Genomic DNA, 26,023 nt, shown 5'->3' with positions numbered 1-26,023 from the left:
AGATTGTTTATAGTATTATGAAAAAACGCATACACATTCTAGAAGACGATAAAGACATAGGTTACATCATCGAATTTTTGTTAAAAGACGAAGGATACGAGTTGCAACTTTCATCAACTTTTAAAGAGATGAAGAGTAAACTTAAAGATTCTATTCCCGATCTTTTTATTTTAGATGTGATGTTGCCCGATGGTAATGGCATAGAAATTTGCCACGATTTAAAAAACGATCCTTTCACCAAACATATTCCCGTTATTGTAATGTCGGCAAATGTGCGTAGCAAACAAATGAGTGAAGCTGCAACACCAGACGATTACATCAGTAAACCGTTTGATTTAGACGATATCGAAAACACAATTAAAAAGCTTTTAGATAAGAAAAAAGCGGCATAATATTTTTAGAAAAGCGATTTCAGCAATGCTTTGGTAAGGTTCAGTCCTGCCATCGCTTCAATCTTTTTGCGAACCCGTAGCCAAATGCTACGGGTTTTTTTGCAAAAAGGATTTTCGCTTTGTCAGGTTTAAAATGCAAATTTCTGCAATTATTAAAGTTTGCATCGCAAGTAGCAAAATCAACCTCTAAATTATTTCTGCTTTTCTTGCGGAAATCTTCTCCACAATCAGCAAATCGCCTTCTAAATTATTTCTGCTTTTTCGTAATTTGCGGGCATGTCAACACCAGCAAGTTTAGATCATTTCGATCAAGTTTTTGAAAAAATCACCCAACTTCCAATCGGTTCAAAACAAACACAATTTGAAGATTGTACCTTTAAAAATTCAGATTTATCCGAAGCCAATTTTTACGGATGCAATTTCGTTAAATGCACCTTTATCAATTGTAATTTAAGTATGGTAAAATTTGCTCAAATCGGGTTAGATAATATTCAATTCACCGATTGCAAAATGGTTGGTGCAGATTTTTCAAACGCTAAAGATTTTCTTTTCGGTATAAATTTTAGCAAGTGCATTTTAGATTATGCTGCTTTCATGAAAAAGAAAAATCGCAAAGCCAAATTCGAAAATTGTTCGCTAAAAGGAGCAGATTTTTCTGAAGCAGATTTAACCGATACCAAATTCATCAATTGCGATTTTGATCGGGCTATTTTTATGCAAAGCACATTAAACGGAGCAAATTTTTCATCATCATTTAATTATGTAATCGATCCAGAAAAGAATACGTTGCGTAAAGCAAAATTTGCCCAAAGCGGATTAGCTGGCCTACTTACAAATTATGGCATAATTGTGGCTGAGTAAAAATAAAAAAACTGTTATTTCGTTTTCCATTTATAAAAACACAGTACTACCAAAATATGAACAAGAACATTTTCAAAAACTTATTAGTCGTTGCTTTAGTTACGGCTTTACCATTTCTCTCAAACGCACAACGTAAAGCCAATTGGCAAAATTTCGATTTAAAAACAGATTCTATTTTCGGTATCAGCACCGAAAAAGCTTATACAGAATTACTGAAAGGTAAAAAATCTACTCCTGTATTAGTAGCAGTAATAGATGGCGGTGTAGATTTAAATCACGAAGATTTAAAACGCGTAATCTGGAAAAATACCAAAGAAATTCCAGGAAATGGTGTTGATGATGACAAAAACGGATACATCGATGATGTACATGGCTGGAACTTTTTAGGTGGTAAAGATGGTAAATCAATTGAATTTGAAACTTTAGAATTAACTCGTTTGGTTAGGAGAGATCAAGCTCGCTTTGCAAAAGTTACCGCTGCTACCATAGCCGAAAAAGACAAAGCCGATTATGAAATTTTTGTACAAAATAGAGAAGAACTAGAAAAGAGACTTGTTACAGCTAAAAGTGATTTAGCAGGTATTACCGGTTTTAAATTTTACTTAGATCAAATTGTTAAAAAAATTGGGAAACCTAATCCAACAATTGCTGATATAGAAGCATTTAAGCCAACAAGCCAACAAGAAGAAGGTGTAAAAGGAGCATTATTAAACGTAATGAAAGAAATGGATTTTTCTACATTTTACACCAGCCAAATTGAAGCCGGTTACAAGCAAGCTTACGAAATGGTAAATTATAACTTAAATGTAGATTATAATCCACGTGATATTGTTGGCGATGATCCAAACAATAGCAAAGAGCGCTTTTACGGCAACAATGATATTAAGGGTCCAGATGCGTTACACGGTTCTCATGTTGCTGGTATAATTGCCGCCGATAGAACAAATGCAATCGGAATAAAAGGTGTTGCAGCTAACGTAATGATTATGGGTGTGCGCAACACGCCAAGCGGAGATGAGCGTGATAAAGACGTAGCAAATGCCATCCGCTATGCGGCAGATAACGGAGCTAAGGTTTTAAATATGAGCTTTGGCAAAGGTTACTCATGGGATAAAGCTATAGTAGATGAAGCCGTAAAATATGCAGTAAGCAAAGATGTTTTATTAGTGCATGCAGCTGGTAATGATAATAAGGATACAGATGTAGAACCTAACTTCCCATCAAAAAAATATTTAGATGGTGGCGTTGCTAGTTCGTACATTGTAGTTGGTGCATCAGATTATAAAGACGATGAAAACTTAAAAGCAGCATTTTCTAATTATGGTAAAACATCTGTAGATGTTTTTGCTCCAGGTGTTCGCATCAATTCAACAATTCCAGATGATAATAAATATTCGGTACAAGATGGTACAAGTATGGCAGCCCCAGTTGTTGCTGGTTTAGCAGCTTTAATTCGTTCTTATTACCCTAAATTAAGTGCTGTTCAGGTTAAAGAAATCATCATGAAATCGGTAGTTAAAGTAAACCGTAGTATTAAAAATATGAAAGGTGCAGACACAGTAGATGTTCCTTTTGCAGATTTGTGTGTATCTGGCGGAATTGTAAATGCTTACAATGCTTTAAAACTAGCAGCAACTTATAAGTAAAAAATAACCACATAGGCACATAGTATAATTAGCTATGTGCCTATGTGGTTTAAAAATGTTATTGTAAGGCAAGTCCTTGATAAATCTCGGCATACAGCAATCCGCTGCCACCGCCATAATGTTTAACAAATGGCAAATCAGCTTTCAATTGTTTTAAGCTTAAGCTCAATTGGTTTTCCTCATCTTTGCTTAAGCCAGCGCAAATTAACACTAAACTAAAATCTTTTAATCTGCAAAGTGCTAAAGCCTCTTCAACAGTATAAGCAATTGTAGCCAGCCATTTTTCTTCCTTATCAATTAAGCGAGCTATGGTTTCCATAATCGGCTTATTGGTGCCAACAATTAAAATTTCGATTTTCTGCATATCAATTTAATATTTGATGTTCTGTTTAAAAAATCTGGAATTGAACCACTTCCTTTTCGTCACCTCTCAACGTCATTAAGTTTAGTGCAATGGCTGTCAGTCTGAGCGTAGTCGAAGACCTTTCAATTGTCAAAAACAAAAAATAATTTGTCCTTCGACTACGCTCAGGGCTGACAATTATTTTTTGTTTTCTTTTAATTCAATGCAATTCCTTCTCCTTTGGAGAAGGTGGCCGCCGAGGCGGTCGGATGAGGCTTAAAACTCCATCGGTACTTCCATCATTAAAAACTCGGCATCGCTAATTGCTTTTACTTCAAAGCTGTCCGTTTCCCAAATACCAAAACCATCTCTGGTTGCTAATATTTGCCCATTCACTTCAATTTCACCTTTTAAAACAAATATATAAACCCCGTCACCTTTTTTGTTCAAGTTATAGGTTTTGGTAACATCGGTATTAAATTTTCCCAAATTAAACCAAGCATCTTGGTAAATCCAAACACCAGCATCAGCTGCATTAGGCGATAAAATTTGAACAAATTCATCTCTTTTATCCGTATCATTCAATAAAATTTGATCGTAACGTGGCGTAACATTTCTCTTGTTAGGAAACAACCAAATCTGTAAAAACTTAGCCGGATTTTTTGCATCAGCATTGTACTCAGAATGGTAAATTCCTGTTCCAGCACTCATCACCTGTATTTCGCCAGCTTTAATAGTTGCCGTGTTGCCCATGCTATCTTTGTGCTGTAACTCTCCCTCCAATGGGATAGAGATAATTTCCATATTATCATGAGGGTGCTCACCAAAACCCATGCCTCCAGTAACAATATCGTCGTTTAAAACTCTTAAAGCACCAAAATTAATGCGTTCTGGATTATAATATCCAGCGAAGCTGAAACTCTGATAACTTTTTAACCAGCCATGATCTGCCACTCCTCGAGTGTTGGCTTTGTGTACTACTGTTTGTGCCATAACGTTGTTATTTATTGATACAAATATAGGCTCGTTTAAAACCCTGTGCATTGATGTAGGATAAGAAGTTGATTGGGTTAGTTGGTTAGTTGTGTGGAGTTGGTAAGTTGTGTAACTGCAATTTTTAGAAAATGAAAGGCAGTAATTCTTGGCAGCTTAAGTCCCGCCATACACTTCAATTTTTTGTGTGGTCACTCTGTGCGAAGTCGAAGGGTCAGCTTCACAAAAAGATTTCCGTTGCTGTCGGGTTTATGAACAATGGGCGGTGCACAAGAACCCCTCAAACGTTTCACAAAACTGAGTTAATTAAACCCGGTTCTAGCGAGCATGCAATGTCCTTAAGTTAAGGAGAAAATAAAAAATAATTGTCATCCTGAGCGTAGTCGAAGGACAAATGATTTTTTATTTTTAACCATTGAAAGGTCTTCGACTACCAGCCTACCGCAGGCAGGCGCTCAGACTGACAGCGTTTGTACTTAACTCAATGACATTGAGCGAGCATCCCGTTCATGGGGATAAAGCGAAAAACGGGACTACCATAACCGAAGATTAATGGATTTGCTTTTCCAATATTAGAAAGTAACCACTAACCAATTAACCAACTCAACACCTAACCAACCAAACATATTATATTTTACTTTTTGTCTACTTTTTTAACTAACTAAAATAATAACTTAGTAAAATGGTAAATAGAGCAACTTATCAAGCAGCAAAAATTGTAGCGCCAACTTTAGAAGCGCATTTTGCAAACCATCTGGCAGAGGCTAATGCTAAAGGCGAAATAGATTTGGCACCCCAACCGCCTGCAAGGGTTATTGAAGCCATTTTAGATGCTGCTTTTTGGGCAAGTTTACGTAAAGAAGAAGGCCATTCGCCTAAAATTTCTATCGCTTTTTTACCGCCAGAGCAAGCTGGTAAACCTTTGATTTTTAACCACACTTTGCCTTTAAATCCAAATGTTTTAACAAAATTAGCCCCGGGCGTTGAGCGTGGTGGGATACATATTGGCGTTTGGCACGATGGTTATAAATTACACATTTGGGGTACTACGCTAAATATACCGAATTACTGTTTTGTGGTTGATGTTTCTGAACCTGGGTTGCTAGTAATTAAACACCGCCGCATTTATGGTTTTGGTAAATACACCAATGTGGCCGTTTTAAAAGGCGATCAAATTAAAATTGTTGAAGAACAGTCGGCTGCTTCTGCAGATTGCCCATCGATACTTTTATCGCTTTTAGATTTAACTGCACATTCTTATTGGAACGACTCGGCAAATGTTTTAATACAGCTGGCAGTTTCTATGCGTGCTCATGGAAGGGGTGGTTCTGTTTTAGTTGTGCAAAATGGAACAGACGATTGGAAGCAATCTGTAATTCACCCTATTAGTTATGCTTTAGAGCCAGTGTTTATGGGTTTGGCAGATTTGATACACAAGGATAATCCTGATTCGAGTGAAATATTTTGGCAAAGTGCGCTAAAAAGAGAAGTGGATCATTTAGCTGGGTTAACAGCTGTTGATGGCGCTACTATTATATCTGATACTTATGAATTATTGGCTTTCGGGGCTAAAACTGGAAGAGCAAATAGTAGCGGACACATTCAAGAATTATCTTATTCTGAGCCTATTGCTGGTGGTGAGGCAGTGGTTGTTCACCCTGCAAAAATTGGTGGAACTAGGCATTTGTCCGCCGCTCAATTTATTTACGATCAGCGAAATGCCCAAGCCTTAGTTGCATCGCAAGATGGACATTTTACGGTTTTTAGTTGGTCGCCTACTTTAAATATGGTACAGGCCCACAGAATTGATACCTTGCTATTGTAGTTAAACCATTACAACCGCACCAACAATGGTAAGTATGAGTAAGATCATCATAAATAAACGATCTGCTTTAACTTTTTCTTTTACAGTTAATGGTTTGGTAATTTTTTCTTCTTTTTGCCTTGCTAAATAGAAGGGTGTGTTTAATTTAATAATCATAGGTAGATGTTTTACGGTAGATATTATCTTTATAACAAAATCAAAGCCAATTAGTTAGCGAAATTTAAAAATGTGGATAACTAACGTTTTTTAAAACTTTAGGTTGTAAATAGGCTTGTTTTTTATCATATTTAATAAAACTTGATAGTTTGAGATGAATGATTGTTTCAATTTCTGCACATGTTTAAGTAGTTGTTGTAACCTAAGTTCGATTATTAATTTATAATTGGGCTTCATATAAGTAGTTTATTACGGTTTTAACCACCCCTCCTTTCAGGCACCCCTCCAAAGGAGGGGAATAGAGGTTGCAATTCCCCTCTTTCAGAGGGGTGGTCGCAGACCGGGGTGTTATTAAACGATAATATTAATCGAACTCAAGTTTGTAATAAATAAAATTTAAAATTGATGAGTAAAAAAGTTTTCAAATTTTTTAAGTGGCTTGGCATTATCCTACTAATATTAATTTTTGTATTAATTATTGTAACTTATTTTTACATGAAACGTGATGTTTTTGGCGAAAGCCCAGTAGGGGCGAGGTTAGAACGCATCAAAAAATCCCCAAATTTTAGAGACGGAAAGTTTGTTAATTTAAATCATACACCTTCTTTAACCGAAGGTTACAGCATGATGGGTGTGATCTATGATAAATTAGTTACTGAATATCCACGCTTATCGCCAATAGATCAAATTCCATCTCAAAAGGTAGATTTATTGAAATTACCTATTGAGCAAAATATTTTGGTTTGGTTTGGGCATTCATCTTATTATATTCAGTTAGATGGAAAACGTCTTTTAATTGATCCAGTTTTTAGCGGAAATGCTTCACCAATACCAGGTACTGTTTTAGCGTTTAAAGGAACAGAAAGATATAAAGTTGAAGATTTGCCAGAAATAGACTATTTGATCATCTCACACGATCATTACGACCATGTTGATTATGAAACATTGATAAAACTGAGAGATAAAACCAAAAAAGTAATTTGTGGTTTAGGTGTTGGTGCAGATTTTGAAGCTTGGGGATATCCATTAGCAAAAATTTTAGAAAAAGATTGGAATGAAACCTTAGATTTTGGAGGCGGTTTTTTTGTGCATACCACTCCGGCAAGGCATTTCTCGGGCAGGGGTTTTACCAGAAACAATACCTTATGGATGTCGTACGTTTTGCAAACCCCAAGCCGTAAAATTTACATTGGTGGAGATAGCGGATACGATACACATTATGCGGAAATCGGTAAAAAGTTCGGTGAAATTGATTTAGCCATTTTAGAAAATGGCCAGTATGATGAAAAATGGAAATATATCCATTTGTTACCAGAAGAGACTTTGCAAGCCGCAAAAGATTTAAGAGCGAAAAGGTTGTTTCCTGTCCATTCTTCGAAATTTGTTTTGGCAAACCACCCTTGGGATGAGCCTTTAAGTAAACTAACAGAACTTAATAAAGATGTAAATATGCCATTGGTTACTCCAATTATTGGTCAGTTGGTATATTTAGATGATATTAATCAGCCATTTAAAAAGTGGTGGGTTGGATTAAAATAAATAGTTGTTTCTACAGCTAATATCCATTTTGAATAATTTAATATGTTTTTATTTCAAAAAAAAATGTTTGGTTTAAACTTATTTTTTTAGGTTTTTCATTTTTCATATTTAGAAAAAAATCTAGTTGTTTAAACAATTAAAAATTTAACTATATTTTATTTTTGGGGAAACGAGACTGTCTATTTTGTTTATAAACAGGGATTTATCCAGTTTATACTGTAGATAAATGTGATTAATTGTTAAATAATTTTGGATATTGTGAGCTGAAATATAAACAATTTTAAATGTTAAGAACCTTAATTATTGAGGATGAACCTGCTGTTCGCAAAGAGATAGAATGGTTGGTGCAAGGAGAACCCAATTGCAACTTAATTGGGTCTGCCACAAGTGTAGCCGAGGCTTTAGTGTTAATCAAAGCAACCAATCCGGAATTAATTTTAATGGATATTCAACTTACTGATGGCACTGCGTTTGATATTTTAAGTAAGCTACCAGAAATTAAGTTTAAAATAATATTTATTACTGCATATAATGATTTTGCGGTTAAGGCTATTAAATGCGGAGCAATAGACTACCTGCTTAAACCCTTAGATGAAAATGAACTTAGGCAAACATTTGATAAGATTTTTAAGGTAAAAGAAAATGACCAGCAGAATCAAAAAACACAGCTTTCAATCATTAAAGCGCAATTAAAACATCCAGAAAATGACTTAGAGAGCCGCTTGGTTTTGCATACCTTAGAGTTTTTGCAGGTTTTACAGTTAAAAGAAATTGTTTATTGCCAAAGTGAAGGCAGTTACACTACTTTTTTCTTATCAGAGGATAGAAAAATAATGATTTCTAAACCGTTAAAATTTTATGATGAGCTATTGCCCGAAAAGTGGTTTTTAAGACCCCATCAATCTTATTTGGTAAATATTACCTACGTAGATAAATTCTTAAAGTCTGGCACATTATTGCTAAAAGATCAAACTGAAATTCCTGTTTCGAGCAGAAGAAAAGAACACATCATACAACAAATTAACACCAATATCTAATGAAATTTAGGTTTAATTATTTTGCATTATTAATAGTGGTGATGCTATATGCTTGTAAACAGCCATCGGCAACGCCTAAAACCCAAACTTTACTGTTAAGTTTTAAACAGGCCAGCGAAAAGCTCAAAGAAAATCCAGATTTACAGCAAAGGTTAGCCTATTGGAATACCCAACTAAAAAACAACGAGGTAAAAGCAGATTCGGTATTACGATCTAAAGTGCACTATAATTTAGCTGGTGTATTTTATGGGATGAACAAACTCGACTCATTAAAATATCATATGCAAAAAGCTTGGGAATTAATGGGCAATAGAAAAGGTTACACCGAAGATCAAGTGCAATTATATTCGGGTTTGGGCAATTTAGCTTTATTAGAACTTAATATACATCAAGAAAACTATTATTATAACGCCGCTGCACAAATGCTTTTGGCCGATACAGCAATAAAACTAACTCCCAAACAAAAAATTACTGTGTTTTTTGCAGCCGCACAATCAAGTTTTCAATTAAGACAGTTTAAAAATGCTTTCAATTTTAATAGAAGTGCAATAGCCCTTTTACCCAAATTGAAAGACCATATAAAAGAAGAGTTTAGAGCCTATAACCAAATGGCAGTTTGTTTTTACCGAGCAAATGGAAGTACAGATTCTTTGTATAGTTACATAAAAAAAATGGAGCAGTTGTATAAAAAACATCCAGATTTTCTTAATGTAAAATTTATTTATGATAGTAAAGTTTCTTACTTCACTACAACAAAAAATTTAGACTCAGCTTTAATTTATAATAAGAAAAGATTAGCGATTGATGTGTTGGATGAGAATGAGAACGGTAAAAATGCTGAAAGTGTTTTAAGAGGTAATTTATTTACTAGCTATACTGATTTAGCTGGCGTTTATGTTGCTATTAAACAATTAGATAGTGCAAAATATTACCTCAATAAATGTAATTCCTTTTTAAAAAAATATCCTAATAAAGTAGACGATGAGAATATGTTATTGTACGACCAGAATTTGGCAGATTTCTACTTCGCTTCAAAAAAATATACGCTTGCTGCACAACAATATGATGTTTTATTAGCACGTACCAAATTTGTTTACGAATTAGAAAATGCTAGAGCCGTTGCCGAAATGGGAACAATTGTACAATTAAAGGCAAAAGATAAATCAATAAACACTTTATATGAAACTGTAGCCTTATCTAGTGCCAAATTGCAAAGCAATAGGCTTTGGCTTGCGGTAAGTACTTTAGGGTTTCTATTAGCTATAACGGTAGCACTTTTGCTCTATTTTATACAAGGCCAACGTCGTTTAAAAAGCGAAACCGAACGCATACAGTTAGAACAACGTTTATTGCGTACACAAATAGAACCTCATTTTATTTTTAATACCTTATCTGCGCTACAAAGTTTTATTCGCTTTAATCAAAATGAAAAAGCTTTAAAATACCTACAACAATTTGGCAGGTTGCTACGCAGCAGTTTACAACTCTCTAGAGAAAGTAAAGTAAAACTGAGCGAAGAAATTGAAACGCTAGAAAACTACCTCAGTTTACAGCAAATGCGATATGATGATGCTTTTAACTATGAAATTAATATAGACGACAGCCATGATGCTGAAAGTATAACTATACCACCAATGTTAATGCAACCATTTGTAGAAAACGCTATTATACACGGTATAAATCCGAACGTTAAAGGAGGTATAATTACTGTAAATTTTGATGTTAAAAACGAGACTTTATTGATTGTAATTAAAGACAATGGCAAAGGCTTTTCTAAAGAAACAGCGGTTAAAAATCATAAATCATTAGCTACAGCCATTAGCAAAGAGCGTTTAGCAATTATTGCAAAGCAAAGTGGCGAAGCTGCAGGTATCGAAATTAAAAGTGAAGAAAATAAAGGCACAACGGTTTGGCTCACCATTCCAATAAAAGGAATGGTATGATGATTTAAAATAGCAAATAATAATTCAATTGCGGCAATTTTAGCTTTTTTGCCCTCAAATAATAGTTTGCTAAAACGAATAAATAACATAAGTGTATTTTTAGCATTGGTAATTGACCATAAAATGGAAAAAAGAACAGAAATAGCCCAGCTAAAAAACAGCACTTTGTCTATAGTACTTATTGTTGTAAACATTTTGCTGAGCATAATTTTGTCAACAACCTTTAATAAAAACAATGAGCTAGCTCAAGAAATGATACTTTTTCCGATAGCAGCTTCGACTACTATTTTGTTGGGTGCTTATGCATTAACTTACCGAGGCAAAGCTCACCGCTGGGCCATTTGGCTATTTGTAATTGCGCTCATCATTTCAGTGGCATATATTGCCTTGCTGTGGTATGCAACTGGTTTGGCAGCCGCATTTAAAAATTAACGACCATGAAAATCAATAAATTAAACTGGTTTTACATGGGCTTAGCCTTTGCCTTGCTTGCTGCAATTATTTACCAAAAGCTAAGCTATAAAAGCTGGGAAAGATATAATTATTCAGTTGGCATTACTGCTCCCCAAACATTTCCTGTTCATGTTAGAGAAGCCTATTTTTTATTGCCAGGCGATGATTTTGAAAGTGCAGACGATGAAGATGTTAATGAATTTATCACTACTTGGGGTGTAAATTATGGCACTACAAACCACGCTCGCTCGGCAAGGTTACCACAACACTTGGTTTTAAAATATTTCTCCTATCGGGATAAAAAATTTTATGCAGACACCTTGGCTTTACCGCAAAAAGAAATACTACAAATGTTTAAAGCAGCACAAATTAACGAGCAGTTTTTAAGGCTTTCGGAATACGCAGGGCTGAAAAAAGGACTGAGTTTTGTAATTGGTATAGCAAACAATGGTAACGTAATTGTATGGCTTAGAGGTGTGTGCCTAGAAAGAGAATTACTCCGCACCCAATTAAAACCTGTTGAATCTACTGCAGACGACTTATTTTACGAAAAGCCCTTAAGCAAAGATGACTACTTTAACTATGCTTTTGAAAATTTAAGTGATAGTTTAAAAACGGTGTACATAAGTGGTTTTGATGCGAATGCAAATTACATTGATACGCCATCTCGTTACATCGAAAACAATATGGAGTTATGGCAATACCAACAAAAAAACGGTTATATAGATTTTAAAGGGCAAATTAGCAAATGAAAGTTTGTCTTAAATGGCGGCTTTAGCCCTGCTTTAAATTACCTGCCTACCGCAAGCAGGCAATTTTTTTTTGGTTGATGGTAATCGTCCAAAGAATATTATCGATTTTGCTACTTTAATCGGTTGAGTATTTTGGCAAAACAAAAAAAAAATTTCATTTCAATCTGGTTTATTAACAAAGGTTTGTGCACCCTGCAAAGTGCAAAAATGAAAAGCTGTATTCGCCATTTGGCTCCGGTTGCAGCGAACACGCAATGTCATTAAGGTAAGCGTTGGCGCGGACGCCAACGCTGGAAGTTTCATATGTTGGCTTCCCCGCCAACGTGTTAATTTTTCTTAACTTAATAACATTGAGCGAACACGAAGTAAAGCGGAAAACGGGAACAGATTAAGTTTTGTGTATTGATTTTGCGCTTCTAATCAAAAAAATCATTTACGAATAACAATTCATTCCCAGCAAATACTTTGTAAAGCTTAACGAATAATAAAGCACTTAATCTTCAATAATATTAGTAGCTATTTTTATTGGAATAATTACCATAAAAACCTATGAAAAACAGCTTTAAACTCACCATATTTTTTGTATTGATGTTGTGTGCTCAAACACTTTTGGCCCAACTGCCCGAAGAAATACAGTGGAAGCACCTCCAAAAAAACTATAATATAGATAGCAGTGAATTGGTATTAAGCTTAAATAACAAACTATTGCAAGGCCAGTACAAAATACCTTTTGATGAAGGTGGCTTTGCACTTTATAATATAAAAAAGGGTTTTATTACCGGCGAGGCATTTTGGTATTCGCAAGGCGGAAGAATGGAGTGTAAACTTTATTATAAAAATGGCGTTCGCAACGGATTAAAAGAAAACTACGACAATCAAGGTAAAGTTTGGTTGCATCAGGTGTATAAAGACGGCAAGAAAAACGGTGCAAGCGAAATGTTTAGTGGCGATAAACTTGTAAATAAATCTGAATACAAAACGGATAAAAAACATGGCATATCACAAACATTTTCTAACGGACAAGTAACTACCGAAACGTATTATGAAAACGATCTAAAAAACGGCACTTCTAAAAATTACAGTCTGGATGGAAAATTAGCTACAGAAATTAGTTATAAAAACGATAAACGAAATGGCATTTACAGGGTGTATAATGATGGTCAGATTATGACTGAAATTAGTTATAAAGACGATTTGCAAAATGGACTATCAACCACTTACACATTAGGTAAAAAAAGCATGGATGCAGAATTTGTAAATGGTAAACGCCATGGTGTTGGGCACATGTATAAACCAGATGGTGCTGTGCTTTTCACCAATTATTATTTGGAAGGAGAAAAAGTGAGTGAAGCGATTTATAAAAAGGCTCAAAAATAACTAAATGAAGCAAATCATTTTGATGTTAGCAATGCTGGCAACAACTTCGAGTTTTGCATTTGCCAATAAAGCTAAAATACCATTTGGCGAGCGACAGGTTTTAAACAAAGTTTACGATTTGCCAAACACTGCCGAATTTAACCTCGATAATGCCAATTATGTAGACTTGGCAACCTTACACACAGAATTTAACATCGCTTATATTTTGCCGTTATACATTACCCAAGAGCCAATATTGGTAGCCTACGATGAGCAAACAGAAAAATATTTCGGCATTCCTGAGGATGAGCTAAAACGCATTTTGGCAACGCAAAACTTAAAAATGGGCGATGTAATTGGTTTGCCTTTTTATACCAGATACGGATGTAAAATTATGGTTTTGCTATTTATTGCCCTTTTAATTTGGGGTAGTATTCCATCAGAAAAAAGAAAAATAATACCTAAAAACGTCTAATAAATAAACCCTTAAAAAACAAAAAAATGAGTATTACAGTTATTTTAATTATTGTAGGCATGATTGCCATTTATGGTGGCATATTCTATTTTATGCACTTAAAAAAGAAGAAACAAAAAGAGATGTTTCTGAACACCGATTTTAATGCCGAAATGCGCAAAGCAGAAACTTATAAAAACAATTTTTTAAATGGAGAATTAGCATTTATTCCGATGCAAATGGAAGGCAAAATCATTGATGCTTTTAACTACGCTAATATTGATTATTCTACCAAAGACAGCATTAAAGATGGTATGAAAGATAGCTTGAAAGGCTTAGCTACATTAGGTACAGTAAGATTTCATACCGTACAAACACCAAAGTATTTAATTTTAAGCGGGGCCGATTTACATTTGTTAGATACCGATACCGAAGGAGAAATCTCAAACCATTTGGTTTTTGATGCTACCCGTTTACAAGCCTCTACCATTACCGAACTTCCGCTAGAAGGAATGATTAAAGCTTTTGCCAAACAAAAAGGAGATAATGTTAAAGCTTATAGAATTGCTTTGGCAACAGATGGTAGCCCAATTGAATTAATTATGTTCTCTGCATTGTTATTTACTTATGCTAATGCTGGAGCAAGCGCATTTTCGCTAAACGTTCAAAAAAATCTGGAAGAGATTATTATTGCCAACGATTTCTTGAAAAAACTAGGTGATCGTTATTCGAACTTAAAAGTAACGGGTTTATTGGGTTAAGCGCATTTCTATAAACAATCAGCTTCTGGTGGAAAAGATCAGTCTACCTAGCTCAAGATGATGGTTTAAAAGTTTAATAAAACGTTGGCGAGGACGCCAACATGAGCGTAATCCAGTGTTGGCGTTCTCGCCAACGATTAAAAGAGCTAATTAGGAAATAGAGTTAACAATTAAGACAAATAAACAATCTAAATGAAAAACAAAATGAAGAAAATGCTATTTATCGCACTTGCATCAGCTATGCTTGTTTCGTGCAGCCAAAACAAAGAAAAAGGACAAGTTGTAGGTATAGAACAGTACCAAGCTTTAAACCAGGTTAAAGAAAACAATGGTAAACGTTTTGCCATTGTTGGTTACCCTTTTATTAATGGAGATATTGAGGTAAAAGGCCCAATGGCTAACGAAAGCCAACTGCCATACATCGGCTTTTATGAAGAACCAAACGGAAAAGGAAAACTAATTGCTTCACTTCCAATCCCTAATGGCAAAGGCAAAAATGAATTTGATGCGCCTACATCTTTTACCATGGCTGATGTTGTTTTTTATGACAACGAAGGAAAACCATTAAAGTATACCGATAAAATGGAGGTTTCTTTTACAATGGATTTACAGGTAGACAGAAGCCCAACAACTATGGACGGCAAAACGGTTTATTACGGTGGTGCTGCTGATACCAGAATAGATAAGGCTAATTAATTGAAAAATTATTAAACTGAATTGCCGATGGTGATATTTACACCGTTCGGAACAAGTTTATTTGTATTACACTTTTGTGATGGTTATCCCAGCGGGATAATATATGTATAGTAAATTACAAGGCATACATTCGACCCCAGCTGGGGTCGAACATCATAATTGCCTATTCAGCTATAAATATTAGACCTCGCTGAGGTCTAAAGGTAAATCTAAAAAATCGATAAAATATGGGTAATGATAACAAGACATACGCTCGGAAAAATTTTAATTTTTTAAGCACTACGATACATAAAGCTAATTAAGATTGAAAGTATAAGTGTGTACCGTTGTATGCCTGTAATTAGATTTACAGTTCGCCCCCAATTAGCAGTAATCATAAATAATTCTCCACAAGTTTAATTTGCATTCACAATGAAAAACACTTACTCCCTTTTAATCCTTTTCGTTATCACGATTTTGTTTTCAGCATGCGGCCCAACCATTTCTGGTACAGGCGAACAATCCTTTAAAACCTCTAAAGCCAAAATGGAGGAAAAACTAGACAAAACAGAAAAAGAAGATCTAGAAAAAGCTTTGAGAGTGATTATGCTAAAAGCGATGAAAGAAAAATGGAACTCGCCCGAAAAGAATGAAGGAAAAACATTCGATAAAATGGTGATGGAAATGATAGATGGCAAAACTTACAGCGCAATTATCAGCTATGCTGAAGACTTTTTAAAAGCGGATAGAGATGAAAAAATCAAAAACGCCGAAACGGAAATTGATAGTTTGCAAAAAGAAAAAATTAAAACTGAGGCAATTATTAAAAAGATAGCCGCCTTTAAATTAACCAAAATTTCCATCTCAGAGGATGAAAGTTTTGATGAAAAGCAACCTTACTTGGATTTAGTTTTTACCAATACATCGGCCTATAATTTAACAGGCGAGTATATGTTTAACATCGAGATTTTCTCTAAAAAAACAGGCCAAAGAATTGCAGCACAAGGTCAAGGAGGCACTTGGAATGATGATTATGTTTTAAAACCAAATGAAACTTTCGAAGACCATCAACCTTTACTTTCAGAAGCGGTTGCACATACTAATTTATGGAAAACTGCAGAATATCCTATCATAGATTTTTCTCCTTACGATTTGGTAATTAAAGCTTACGCTACAAAAATTACCACTAAAAAAGAGGGAACCATTGAAAGGCCAAAGGCAAATGCCGCTTATTTTGATACCGAAATTAAAAAATTAAATGAAGAAATAGCAGCGCTTAAAGAACAAAAGGGAACTTTAAACGAGTTGGAATTAACCAATAAGTAATAAAAATTTAAAACATTAAGCAAAAACTTATGAAAGAAAAGATACAAGGAATTTTAGGAATGTTAATTATTGGCGTATTTATTTTCGCCATTGGCGCATCTATTTACAGAAGCAACTTTAGTGAGCCAGAGTTTGAGGTGCTAAAATCTACAAAAATTTCAGCTCCAATAAAAAACGCCTTATTCTGGCACGAAGAAGAATTAGAAAAAACCTCGGATGTGATGGTTGGCGCAAAACTAGGGCTGGAAAGAACTGATTTTATAGAGCCCTTGTATCATGCTTTAAAAACAACAGGTTTGGTAAACGAAGAAATTAAAACCATGTCTGACGATGCCACAAAAAGGATGATTGAACTAGATGCTTACAGAGGAACTGAACCCGACGTTTGGGAAATTGCCAAACAAAATGGCAAAGCTTATATTTTTAAAACTACCATTACAAATGTAAGTTCGAGAAAAGGTACGAGCGATTTAAAAAGTGTTACCTACTTATTTACCCTTTATGATGTTACTACAAAATCTACCATTTGGGAGGCTAAAACTTGGCGGTCGGCAGGTTTTTTTGGTGGAATGCCTAAAGGTGAAGAAACGATAACCATAATTGAGAATAAATTAAAGGAAGCTAAAATTATCTGATGAAGTTCACCATATTATTATCGAAAAAAACATTTATTTATTATTCAATTATTGGCCTACCAATTATCATTGGTTCATTTTATAATCTTGTAGATGGTTTAATTTTACAAAAAAATTCGACAGTTCATATTGGAGCATTTAGTTTATTTGGATTTATATTGCTGCCATTAGGGCTTTTTTGGCTTTACTTCCATAACAAATGTATCATTACTACGGATGGTATGCGTATTGGTAAATTTTTTTATGAATTTTCTAAACATAATTTTCAAATAATAGAAAAGGAACTTCCATTTAAAGACAGACCAATTTTTTCGACATTTAAAAAGAAGTATTATGACTTAATAATAAGAGAAATTAATACGAGCAAGGTAATATTCGAAAAAGATTTAGATGTTTTTCAAAAGGACATAGAAAAGATTAAAAACTTAATTCCTTATAGGTAAGGAAATTAACTTCAATAAAGACGTAAAGGATTGTCTTTAAAAATGAAATTTAAACTCATTGGAGAATTTTAAATTAAAAAGATGAAAGAAATCACCTATAAACAGTTAAACAAAAGGAAAGCAATTGTTTTTTTTGCTGCATATCTACTCTACTTTTTGGTAGTGTTAGGTTTTGTTTTGTTTGATCCTTATGATATAGTAAAACTCATAAATTCTACCCGAACTGGTGTTTTTCCGGGGCTATTGGCTGCTGTTGTAGTGTTATGGCCACTCTTTATATTTTCTAAGCTTACAACTATAAATAAGGTAACTTTTGATGAAAATGGTTTTACTATACAATCGAGCAAAACAATCGTCAATGTTAATTACAACGACATTGATGTCATGAAAAGAAACATTAGTACGCTTAGCCTTTATCATACTAATCAAAATTTGATTTACACGTTTAAACCATCAAATGATACGGCTGTATTGCAAAAGGTCATCAACAACATTAAAAAACATGTTTCATTTAATATAGAAAAAATCAATAAAAAAGTGATTGGAGGCGTTGTTGAATTATAAAAATTTACTAGAAAAACTAAATAGAATAAAGTAAACATGAAAAAATTTTTAGTCCTACTTACTATTTGTCAAATAATGATTTCTTGTAACACAGAAAACTATCCTTATTCGGATGAAGAAACAGAACAATTTTTAAACGAAGTAGTTAAAAATGCCAAAGCTACCATTACCGATTTAACCGAAATAGATAGAAAACCGGCTGATAAATTTGGCATACTTACCAGATATACTTTATCTAAAAAAGACCAAGATGAGTACCATAAAAACAACGGAACAATTGTAAATAAAGATGGTAATATTTATGATTTCAATACTTACAATCTGAAAGATTATCAGCTTAAAAACGAAAAAAATGAAGTTTTAAAATTTGTAGATAATGGGGCTGCAAAAACGCTACAAGGTTTGCCATTTGGCGAGTATGAAAATGTTTTATGCAGAAACTTAGGGATTATGTTTAACCTAAATAAAAAGTTTGAAAAACTGAATGGGTTCATCAATATTGAATTTGAAATGTCTAACGGGATGAAAAAGGAAGTGAAAATTCCAGTAAACATTTCGATAAACGATAAAGTTCCTGATTAAAAGCTTCAATTCTCAACTAGCAGACAAGGCATAACATGTGGATTTATATCAAATGAAATTAACGAAGATAAAATGAAAAAAATCGCTTTACTTTTATATGTTTTGTTCGGCTTAGCAAAAAATGTTACAGCGCAAACCAAAAAAGACAGCTTATATAAAAAAGCTGATGAACTTGCTCGCTTGGTGTACAGCATCGATAATCCCTATGAGTATGAACCAGTGAAAATTATTTATGCTGATAGTATTAAACCCAAACCTTTTAATGAAGTATGTATCAGTTGGGCATTATCACTTTTTAAACTGCAAAAAGATAGGATCGAGATATTTGGAGATAAATTCTCTATCTCATATAACGATATAAAAATAGAGCTTTTTAAACCTGTTAACGAGGTGATTTCTCTTTGCCCAGGTTTAGCGTTTGAAGAAGTAGACAGTTTAAGATTTCGCTCTAAAAATGGTTTAATTAGCCTTTCCACCGTTAAATATAAAGGTGTTGACCACATCGTAGAAATACAGGTTGAGGACACAAGATTGAATGACAGGAAAATAAAAAATTATGGTATTATATTGGTTGATGGATTTCCGGTAACGCACAATCATGATCCAATAGAGACCACCGATGCATTTAATAAGAATGCAGTGGATGATGCCCATCAAATTAGTGGTTATGGTAGATATGGAAACTATAGGTTTAGGCTGCGGAAGACAGATAATGAATCGCTGCAGATTGCTGGCTTAACTTATCCGAAAGCTTATATCGAAACATTACAGCAGAAAAGCATTAATTTTTCTTTTAAATGGGAAAATAATTTTTCAAGACATATTTATAAAATTGGTTTTTACATTGATGGCATCGATCCAAATAAAAAAGAACAAGAAGCACCGAGAGGAAATTAAAAATGACTGCAATCATCATTTTATTCATTATCATATGCCCAGTTGTGGCCTACCTGAAAACCAATATTTGGCGCCAATAAAAAGTTTATTGCAGGTTAACTAATGACGATTGTAGAGGGAAATTTGATGCTAAAGCGATGCAGTTATTTTACGGCAAACCAATTGGCGTTTTTAAAGGAGCAGAGCAAAAAAATAGCGAATATATCTTAATGATTTGATTATTAATAACAAGATCGTTATGCTTAGCTTGAATGGACATCTAAATGAAAAAAATAAATCGCTTTACGATTAAAATTTACCCCCAAATTATCGTCCTCGCCAAAATGTTAAATTATGAAATCCGTTTTACGAATAATAAGTCTATACCTACAAATCTTCAATAAATACAAACGAATAATAAATTGCTCTTAAAATGGTATTCCAGAAATGTATTTTCATCTTATCTAAGATAAGACAACATGGAAAACAACAAAACAGTAAACATTGCCGAAAAAGTGAAGGCAGTAGCTATCGCAGCTATCGGTGTGGGCATTTTTAGTCAAGGCACTTTTTATTTTAAAGAACAGTCTAGCTACAATGTTCCACGCATTTTATATCCAGTTTTTGAGCTTTTAGGCAACGTAGGTTTAGCCGTAAGTATGCTTATTTTGGGTTTAGGTTTAGCTTTTTGGGCTTATACCAAATGGAAAAATGCTGATGGTAAACCTGCCATTTTTGGACTGATAGCCGTTGCTACGTTCGCCATATTCTTTTCGATTTTATTTTTTGCCAACAAAAAAGCTAGTCCTGAAGAGTTAATGAAAGCATCTGAAGAAGCTAGAGCTAAAGGCATTGAAAAGATTAATTCGGCAGCGCAACCAGATTTTGGCAGTCCAGAAATTGATGCACATTTTACGGCTTTTGAAACACTTTTAAAAGATTATGCAGCTGCTTATAAAAATAAGAACGAGCACGAAATTGTAGCCAAAGAAAGCGCTTATATGGAATGGAATAAGAACTCAGCAGTGTTAATGCAAAAACTAGAAACGCCAAACCAAAAGCAACAGTTTGCATTGTACTTGGCTAAGTTATCTATTAAATGGCAAGAGGTTAAATAAATATTTTCATCAAATCGTCATTGCGAGAGCTTGCTCCGATTTATCGGAGAAGCATGCCGAAGCAATCTATTTTACTGGATAGATTGCTTTGTAAACTCGCAAGAATGTCCCGCTTAATCAACCTAATAGGTTTAGACGGATTTTAAGAACGAGGCGGTATTTTTTCTATTTTTTATGGAATACTACACCTTTCATCGTCATGAGTTTAATGTTTTCACAGCAAAAAATTCTTCAACCTTAATTTTCTTAATGCCTTAATGTTAAAACCTATGAAATTATTTAAAATCTGTATCATTATCATCGCCTTAGCTACAAGTTGCGATGCCAAACCAAAACCAGTTAAAACAGCTGCAAGCCAACTTAAAAGTGCATTAAAATTTGATGAAAGCACTAAAACCATTCACGTTTTTGTTGCGCTTTGCGATAATAAATACCAAGGCATTGTGCCTGTGCCAGCAGCAATTGGCAACGGACAAGACCCCTCCAATAATTTGTATTGGGGTTGTGCGTATGGCGTAAAAACCTACTTTAAAAAAAGCAAAGAATGGAAGCTGATAAAAACTCATAAACTTGATAAAATAAGGATGGAACGCTTGGTTTTTAAGCACATCAGTAAAAATTACTACTTAGTTGCTGACGCTTATGATGGCCAATACATTAAAAAAACAACAACAGATTTTCTATACAGTGCAGCCGGACAATTGAAGGATACCCTCCAAGTTAATAAAACCGTAATTGGCATAAATGGCAATGCTAAAATGGTGGCCTACATTGGTCACGATGGTTTAATGGATTTTCAGTTAAACGAAAATTTTAGCAATGCAGATGGCAAACAACGCGATGCAATTATTTTAGCCTGCATTAGCAAGAAATATTTCGCACCACATTTAAAGCAGGCAAAAGCAAATCCTGTGGTTTGGACAACCGGATTAATGGCGCCTGAAGCTTACATTTTACATGATGCTTTAAGCAGTTATGTTAATGCTGAAACTGCAGAGCAAATACGTAGTAAAGCGGCAATGGCCTACACTAAATTTCAGAAATGCAGTTTAAAAGCATCAAGAAACTTATTAGTTAGTGGCTACTGATTTTTAATAAACATCAACCAAAATATGAAAAAAACAATTTTTACACTACTGCTTTTTGCTACAGCCAACTTCACATTTGCACAGCAAAAGTATTATCCTTTTAGCATTAATGGCAAACATGGCATTACCGATACGCTAGGCAACGAGGTGATGAAACCAACTTATGCCTTTACCACTTTGGTGCCTGCCAAAAACCAATTCTATTTACAAGATTTTAGCGAAAGACCTGATATTATTTTTAATACAAAAACCGGCACAAAAGCTTTGTACGAAAGTATTTATAACAACGAGGTACAGATAAAAAATGTGCCTTATGCTATGGTAACTGCTAAAGGAAAAAAGTTTTTGCTAAGTGAAGAAACAGATAAAGCCATCCCGCTTACCCGAGACTACGGTGATTTTTATGCTGTTGGAAATTATATTATTGCCAATTATCATGCGCAAGATACGTATGTTTCTGGCGGCAAAGATAAAAATGGAAAGTTTTTACCTCCTAAAATTAGAGAGATGAAAAAGCACCACGTTGTATTAGCTAATGATGAGAGCTTAAAAATGGTTTTAGACAAAGGTTTTGATAAATACCTGCCCCTTTACATACTACCAGCCGAAAAGAAAGACGATGGAATTGTAAAAATGAAAACGATTACTATTGATTTACGAAAAAAGAAAAGCAATCCAATTTTTGATTACATTATACTGAGCCAAGGCAACAACCACAGGCTATTTAACGCCAAAATGGTTTTGGTTAAGGCTTTTGTTTTGGCAAAGCTCGATGAAGATAAGCTGTTTGATTATGCCGAAAAACTGCTGAACGTTAAGCTCAGCACCATGCCAAACGTTGAGAATAGTTTCGTAAGTGCGCCAAAAATGGCTGAACCAACTTATAGCCAACAAAAAGGTGTAAATCCAGAACCACAAGAGGAGATAGCTGTAGAAAAAGAACCTTTTATTCCATTCTTTTATGCGAAGAAGCTAGAGAATGGCAATACCATTTTTGCTTTGCAAGAAACAGAAGAAATAAGCAAGCGCATTTTTGAAACAAAACCAACAACAAAATTAACGTTTTATAAAGCTGACAACTACTTTGACGTTAAAATTGAGGGTAAAGAAGATAGCCGCACTTATTTTAATAGAAAAACTGGAGAAATTTATTTGCCTAAAGCTTACTTGGCAGGTTTAGGGATTACATTAAATTAATTTTTTATAAACCTTAAAACGTTGGGGTTTTTAAAAGGTTACCATTGGCACAAACAATAGTATATAAACCTGACAGCAGCGAACATGTAGTGGTAACCCTTGCGGTTACCAACGAAGTTAAGCGCCTGCCTGCCGGCAGGCAGGGATGGCAGGGCTAGATTAATCGATGAAATGCTGAACGCATATTTTCTGAAAAAAACATATAATATGATTAAAATGTTTAAAATAACAACTATAGCAATTCTTACTTTTACAACTTTTGCTCAGGCTCAAAATAGAACACCAGATTTTAGTTTCTCGTTAGGTAAAACCAATTACTTTATTTTAGAAACTAAGGGTAAAGCAAAGGCTAAAAACGACACGGCTTTTTACAACTTATACCGATTGGGCAAAACACAAGCTATTGCAAAGGAGATTAAAAGCGTGGTTAATAAAACTACCAAAGACACCCTCAAATCTGGCAATTATGAGGTTGCTAAAAACAGTATTTCATTTTATATAATGGGTAAAAAGCAACCTGTTGTAGAGCGTGTTTATACGCAAAATTTAAAAGGTTTGTTGAGCCTTAAAACAATAGTTACTGATTATAAATCTGCTGGAATGGGTGTGGTTGAGGTTCCTCCAGCAACACATTCTGTAGTTGCAGATCGCCAAAATAATCCGTTGATAGAAGTAGATGTGTTGCCAGAATTTCCGGGAGGGATGATTGCTGTTAGAAAATACATAGCCAATAATTTGCAGTACCCCGATGAAGCTCAGGAAGAAGAAGTTGAAGGTACAGTTAGGGCAAAGTTTATTGTAGAAGTAGATGGTTCTGTTACCAACATACAAATAGAGACAAAACTGGGTTATGGTTGTGATGAAGAGGTAATACGTGTGCTGAGAAAAATGCCAAAATGGAAACCTGGTGAACTAAATGGCAAACCTGTGCGTACCTATTTTAGGGTTCCAGTTACCTTTAAATTGCAGTAAAGGAGTACTAATATTAATACAAACAATTAACGGATCAGCTATGCTGGATTAGTTATAAGCCAAATTGAATAAAGTGAAAAAACGAAAATTACTTAGTCAGCGCCACCCATATTTATACTTTTTGGCGGTTAACGCAAGGCGAATAAAAAGACGGTTTGAATGGGTTTTTGATGGCAAAAATATGCTAAAACCAAAACCAGCGATAAACTCGATTTTCGGATTAAAAAACATCAATCGGTTTTACTTAAGAAACTTGGAGATAATAATGAGCAACTGCAAATAAATAAAGTAACCAATCTTAAAATTGCTTCGGCAAATATTAATGGCATTATTATTAAACCTGGCGAAACATTTTCTTATTGCAAATTGGTTGGTTTGCCCTCTAAAAAGAAAGGTTATTTGTTAGGCATGTAACTTTCTTTTGGTGAGGCAAAAGCAGGTATTGGTGGAGGTATTTGTCAAATTTCAAATTTGATCCATTGGCTGGTTATCCATAGTCCGTTAACAGTTACCGAAAGGCATCATCATTCTTTTGATCCCTTTCCAGACGATGGCCGGGTATTGCCCTTTGGTAGTGGTGCCACGGTTTTTTACAATTACCTCGACTATCAGTTTACCAATAATACCGAGCATACTTTTCAAATTAACCTTTGGTTTACAGATAAATGCTTAGAAGGCGAGCTTCGTGTAAATACCGAGCTCAATTATGCGTATCACATCGAGGAAAAAAATCATCAATTTTTAAAAATAGAAAATCAATTTTACCGCAAAAATGAAATATGGAGGCATAAAATACTAAAATTTGAAGGTGGCAGGGTTGTTGCAACGGAACTGATAATGAAAAACTTTGCAAGGGTTACTTATACGCCAGCTGAGTTTTTAGAAGATTAAAAAAACCAATAAAATACTTTGAACAAAACAACACCATTGACTAAAAAGTATTGGCTTTTTTTAAAATTGGCAATTGCTTTAGCTATTAGCTTTGCTGTTTTTATTTTAACAAGCTTTTTTTCTGAGTTTGTTGTAAATAAATATTTAATACAAAGCCATTTGGCTAATTATTCGTTTTACGAAGGCTTTGCTGATTTGAGTACTTTTTGCTGTTATGTTTTAGCATCAGCTTTGCTTGTTTTTGATAAACTTAGAGGGAATGCATTTTTATTAGCAATAGGTTTTTTTATCGCTATTTTATTGTTAAAGTGTTTTTTAGTAGATGTAGTTGCACATTATTTTAGGTTTTATGGTAACACGCAACAAAATGGCAATTATAGTTTCGAGATTTTCAAAAATAAATTAGCAAACCAATGGGATAGTTTGCTTTTTGAATTTACCAACCTCGGGCAATTACTCTCTTTTACGGTTTGGCAATTCGTCGCTTTGCTGGGTATTTGTTATTTATCAATTTTAGTTCGTAATAAACTAGTTCAATAAATGAAGAAAATAGTTTTAATTGCATTGATTCTTCTGATTCAGCTATATGCTTTAGCTCAAGAAAAATTGGTAAAAGACCTAGATTTTGATGGCAAAAAAGATACGGTTTACATAGACCAAAAGGAAAGGGAAATTATCTGTCGTTTATCAACCCAAAACTTTAAAAAGCTAATGACCAAACCCCTCGAAATGGCAAGCGACAATACTTATATCAAAGCAACCCACAACGGATTTGAACTTAGAAACAATTGGATGCGAAGCGGCTACGCTTGCCAATTTAGGTACGAAAAGATGGAAAAACGCATCAGACTAATCGGCATAACAGAATATGCTTTTGGCAATGCGGCTAACGATGGTAGTGGCGAGGCAAGTGCAAACTTGCTTACTGGAAATTACATTGGCAACTGGCATTATTACGATCACTTGGCAAATAACGAGCAGTGCGAATTGGTTAAAATCCCTACAATTAAAGCAAAGCTGAAGTTCAAAAAAATCTACTTAGAAGAGTTTAGCGAGGAAACCTATTTTGGCTATTCTGCACAGTTAGAAAAAATTGTTGAGAAACATAAAAATGCAGAACAGAAAAGACGAAGTAAAAATTAGGC

Annotated in this window: 28 protein-coding genes and 1 pseudogene; 26 read left to right on the top strand and 3 right to left on the bottom strand. The window is 34.4% G+C overall.

All coding sequences use genetic code 11. The annotated features are described in order from the left end of the window. Positions 1-17: 17 nt before the first annotated feature. The 3 genes from FA045_RS05900 to FA045_RS05890 all read left to right on the top strand — a co-directional run bounded on the left by FA045_RS05900 (position 18) and on the right by FA045_RS05890 (position 2,899). Complete coding sequence (locus FA045_RS05900; protein WP_136875485.1) at positions 18-392, top strand: response regulator transcription factor; 375 nt, start codon at positions 18-20, stop codon at positions 390-392. Positions 393-668: 276 nt separating this feature from the next. Next, complete coding sequence (locus FA045_RS05895; RefSeq protein ID WP_136875483.1) at positions 669-1,253, top strand: pentapeptide repeat-containing protein; 585 nt, start codon at positions 669-671, stop codon at positions 1,251-1,253. Between the two features lie 56 nt (positions 1,254-1,309). After that, complete coding sequence (locus FA045_RS05890; RefSeq protein WP_136875481.1) at positions 1,310-2,899, top strand: S8 family peptidase; 1,590 nt, start codon at positions 1,310-1,312, stop codon at positions 2,897-2,899. A gap of 58 nt (positions 2,900-2,957) precedes the next feature. Here FA045_RS05890 and FA045_RS05885 read toward each other — a convergent pair whose 3' ends face one another. Beyond that, the gene (locus FA045_RS05885; protein ID WP_136875479.1) at positions 2,958-3,263 is read right to left on the bottom strand and encodes a response regulator; all 306 of its coding nucleotides are present in this window, start codon (positions 3,261-3,263) and stop codon (positions 2,958-2,960) included. A 255-nt stretch (positions 3,264-3,518) separates the two neighbouring features. Next, a complete protein-coding gene (locus tag FA045_RS05880) occupies positions 3,519-4,235 on the bottom strand; it encodes a pirin family protein (RefSeq protein ID WP_136875477.1) in 717 nt (238 codons plus the stop codon). Positions 4,236-4,917: 682 nt separating this feature from the next. On the opposite strand from FA045_RS05880, the gene FA045_RS05875 reads away from it, so the two are divergent. Then, the gene (locus FA045_RS05875; protein ID WP_136875474.1) at positions 4,918-6,060 is read left to right on the top strand and encodes a putative sensor domain DACNV-containing protein; all 1,143 of its coding nucleotides are present in this window, start codon (positions 4,918-4,920) and stop codon (positions 6,058-6,060) included. Here the strand turns inward: FA045_RS05875 and FA045_RS18820 are convergent, their stop codons facing one another. Then, a complete protein-coding gene (locus FA045_RS18820) occupies positions 6,061-6,216 on the bottom strand; it encodes a hypothetical protein (RefSeq protein WP_169305022.1) in 156 nt (51 codons plus the stop codon). It abuts the gene before it with no gap. Positions 6,217-6,621: 405 nt separating this feature from the next. On the opposite strand from FA045_RS18820, the gene FA045_RS05870 reads away from it, so the two are divergent. From FA045_RS05870 to FA045_RS05765, 22 genes and pseudogenes are all read left to right on the top strand, one after another. Next, positions 6,622-7,755 (top strand): MBL fold metallo-hydrolase, encoded by a 1,134-nt coding sequence (locus FA045_RS05870; RefSeq protein WP_136875472.1) that lies wholly within the window; start codon positions 6,622-6,624, stop codon positions 7,753-7,755. A gap of 284 nt (positions 7,756-8,039) precedes the next feature. Continuing rightward, entirely contained in the window at positions 8,040-8,792 is a 753-nt protein-coding gene (locus FA045_RS05865; RefSeq protein WP_136875470.1) for a LytR/AlgR family response regulator transcription factor, read from the top strand. Then, positions 8,792-10,735 carry a histidine kinase gene (locus FA045_RS05860; protein ID WP_136875468.1) on the top strand — a complete coding sequence of 648 codons (1,944 nt, stop codon included), beginning with the start codon at positions 8,792-8,794 and terminating at the stop codon, positions 10,733-10,735. The genes FA045_RS05865 and FA045_RS05860 overlap by 1 nt, the downstream gene beginning before the upstream one ends. Positions 10,736-10,858: 123 nt before the next feature. Beyond that, positions 10,859-11,167 (top strand): hypothetical protein, encoded by a 309-nt coding sequence (locus FA045_RS05855; RefSeq protein ID WP_136875466.1) that lies wholly within the window; start codon positions 10,859-10,861, stop codon positions 11,165-11,167. 5 nt (positions 11,168-11,172) lie between these two features. Beyond that, on the top strand, positions 11,173-11,940 hold the full coding sequence (locus FA045_RS05850) for a DUF2931 family protein (protein WP_136875464.1): 768 nt from the start codon (positions 11,173-11,175) through the stop codon (positions 11,938-11,940). Positions 11,941-12,489: 549 nt separating this feature from the next. After that, entirely contained in the window at positions 12,490-13,317 is an 828-nt protein-coding gene (locus FA045_RS05845) for a toxin-antitoxin system YwqK family antitoxin (RefSeq protein WP_136875462.1), read from the top strand. 4 nt (positions 13,318-13,321) lie between these two features. Next, positions 13,322-13,771 carry a hypothetical protein gene (locus tag FA045_RS05840; RefSeq protein WP_136875460.1) on the top strand — a complete coding sequence of 150 codons (450 nt, stop codon included), beginning with the start codon at positions 13,322-13,324 and terminating at the stop codon, positions 13,769-13,771. 26 nt (positions 13,772-13,797) lie between these two features. Further along, positions 13,798-14,511, top strand: coding sequence for a hypothetical protein (locus FA045_RS05835; protein ID WP_136875458.1), 714 nt, complete (start codon positions 13,798-13,800; stop codon positions 14,509-14,511). A 204-nt stretch (positions 14,512-14,715) separates the two neighbouring features. Then, the gene (locus FA045_RS05830; RefSeq protein WP_136875456.1) at positions 14,716-15,207 is read left to right on the top strand and encodes a hypothetical protein; all 492 of its coding nucleotides are present in this window, start codon (positions 14,716-14,718) and stop codon (positions 15,205-15,207) included. Between the two features lie 411 nt (positions 15,208-15,618). Further along, the gene (locus tag FA045_RS05825; protein WP_136875454.1) at positions 15,619-16,512 is read left to right on the top strand and encodes a DUF6694 family lipoprotein; all 894 of its coding nucleotides are present in this window, start codon (positions 15,619-15,621) and stop codon (positions 16,510-16,512) included. A gap of 29 nt (positions 16,513-16,541) precedes the next feature. After that, a complete protein-coding gene (locus tag FA045_RS05820; RefSeq protein ID WP_136875452.1) occupies positions 16,542-17,147 on the top strand; it encodes a hypothetical protein in 606 nt (201 codons plus the stop codon). Then, complete coding sequence (locus tag FA045_RS05815; protein ID WP_136875450.1) at positions 17,147-17,590, top strand: hypothetical protein; 444 nt, start codon at positions 17,147-17,149, stop codon at positions 17,588-17,590. Before FA045_RS05820 ends, FA045_RS05815 begins: the two co-directional genes overlap by 1 nt. A gap of 81 nt (positions 17,591-17,671) precedes the next feature. After that, entirely contained in the window at positions 17,672-18,154 is a 483-nt protein-coding gene (locus FA045_RS05810) for a hypothetical protein (RefSeq protein ID WP_136875448.1), read from the top strand. A gap of 75 nt (positions 18,155-18,229) precedes the next feature. Further along, on the top strand, positions 18,230-18,736 hold the full coding sequence (locus FA045_RS05805) for a hypothetical protein (RefSeq protein WP_169305021.1): 507 nt from the start codon (positions 18,230-18,232) through the stop codon (positions 18,734-18,736). 72 nt (positions 18,737-18,808) lie between these two features. After that, on the top strand, positions 18,809-19,633 hold the full coding sequence (locus tag FA045_RS05800; protein WP_136875444.1) for a hypothetical protein: 825 nt from the start codon (positions 18,809-18,811) through the stop codon (positions 19,631-19,633). A 458-nt stretch (positions 19,634-20,091) separates the two neighbouring features. Next, entirely contained in the window at positions 20,092-20,730 is a 639-nt protein-coding gene (locus FA045_RS05795; RefSeq protein ID WP_136875442.1) for a hypothetical protein, read from the top strand. A gap of 269 nt (positions 20,731-20,999) precedes the next feature. Further along, complete coding sequence (locus FA045_RS05790) at positions 21,000-21,818, top strand: hypothetical protein (RefSeq protein ID WP_205943104.1); 819 nt, start codon at positions 21,000-21,002, stop codon at positions 21,816-21,818. Positions 21,819-21,842: 24 nt separating this feature from the next. Next, positions 21,843-23,015, top strand: a complete 1,173-nt coding sequence (locus FA045_RS05785; protein WP_136875440.1) for a hypothetical protein — start codon at positions 21,843-21,845, stop codon at positions 23,013-23,015. A gap of 216 nt (positions 23,016-23,231) precedes the next feature. Continuing rightward, positions 23,232-23,987, top strand: coding sequence for an energy transducer TonB (locus FA045_RS05780; RefSeq protein WP_225871286.1), 756 nt, complete (start codon positions 23,232-23,234; stop codon positions 23,985-23,987). Between the two features lie 219 nt (positions 23,988-24,206). Next, positions 24,207-24,878, top strand: a pseudogene (locus FA045_RS18945) (VanW family protein). A gap of 18 nt (positions 24,879-24,896) precedes the next feature. Beyond that, positions 24,897-25,418, top strand: a complete 522-nt coding sequence (locus FA045_RS05770; RefSeq protein ID WP_136875436.1) for a hypothetical protein — start codon at positions 24,897-24,899, stop codon at positions 25,416-25,418. Next, a complete protein-coding gene (locus tag FA045_RS05765; protein WP_136875434.1) occupies positions 25,419-26,021 on the top strand; it encodes a hypothetical protein in 603 nt (200 codons plus the stop codon). Positions 26,022-26,023 lie beyond the last annotated feature (2 nt).

The sequence above is a fragment of the Pedobacter cryotolerans genome (assembly GCF_005116475.1).
GTDB classification, from domain to species: domain Bacteria; phylum Bacteroidota; class Bacteroidia; order Sphingobacteriales; family Sphingobacteriaceae; genus Pedobacter; species Pedobacter cryotolerans.
This window is presented reverse-complemented; position numbering and strand designations above follow the sequence as displayed.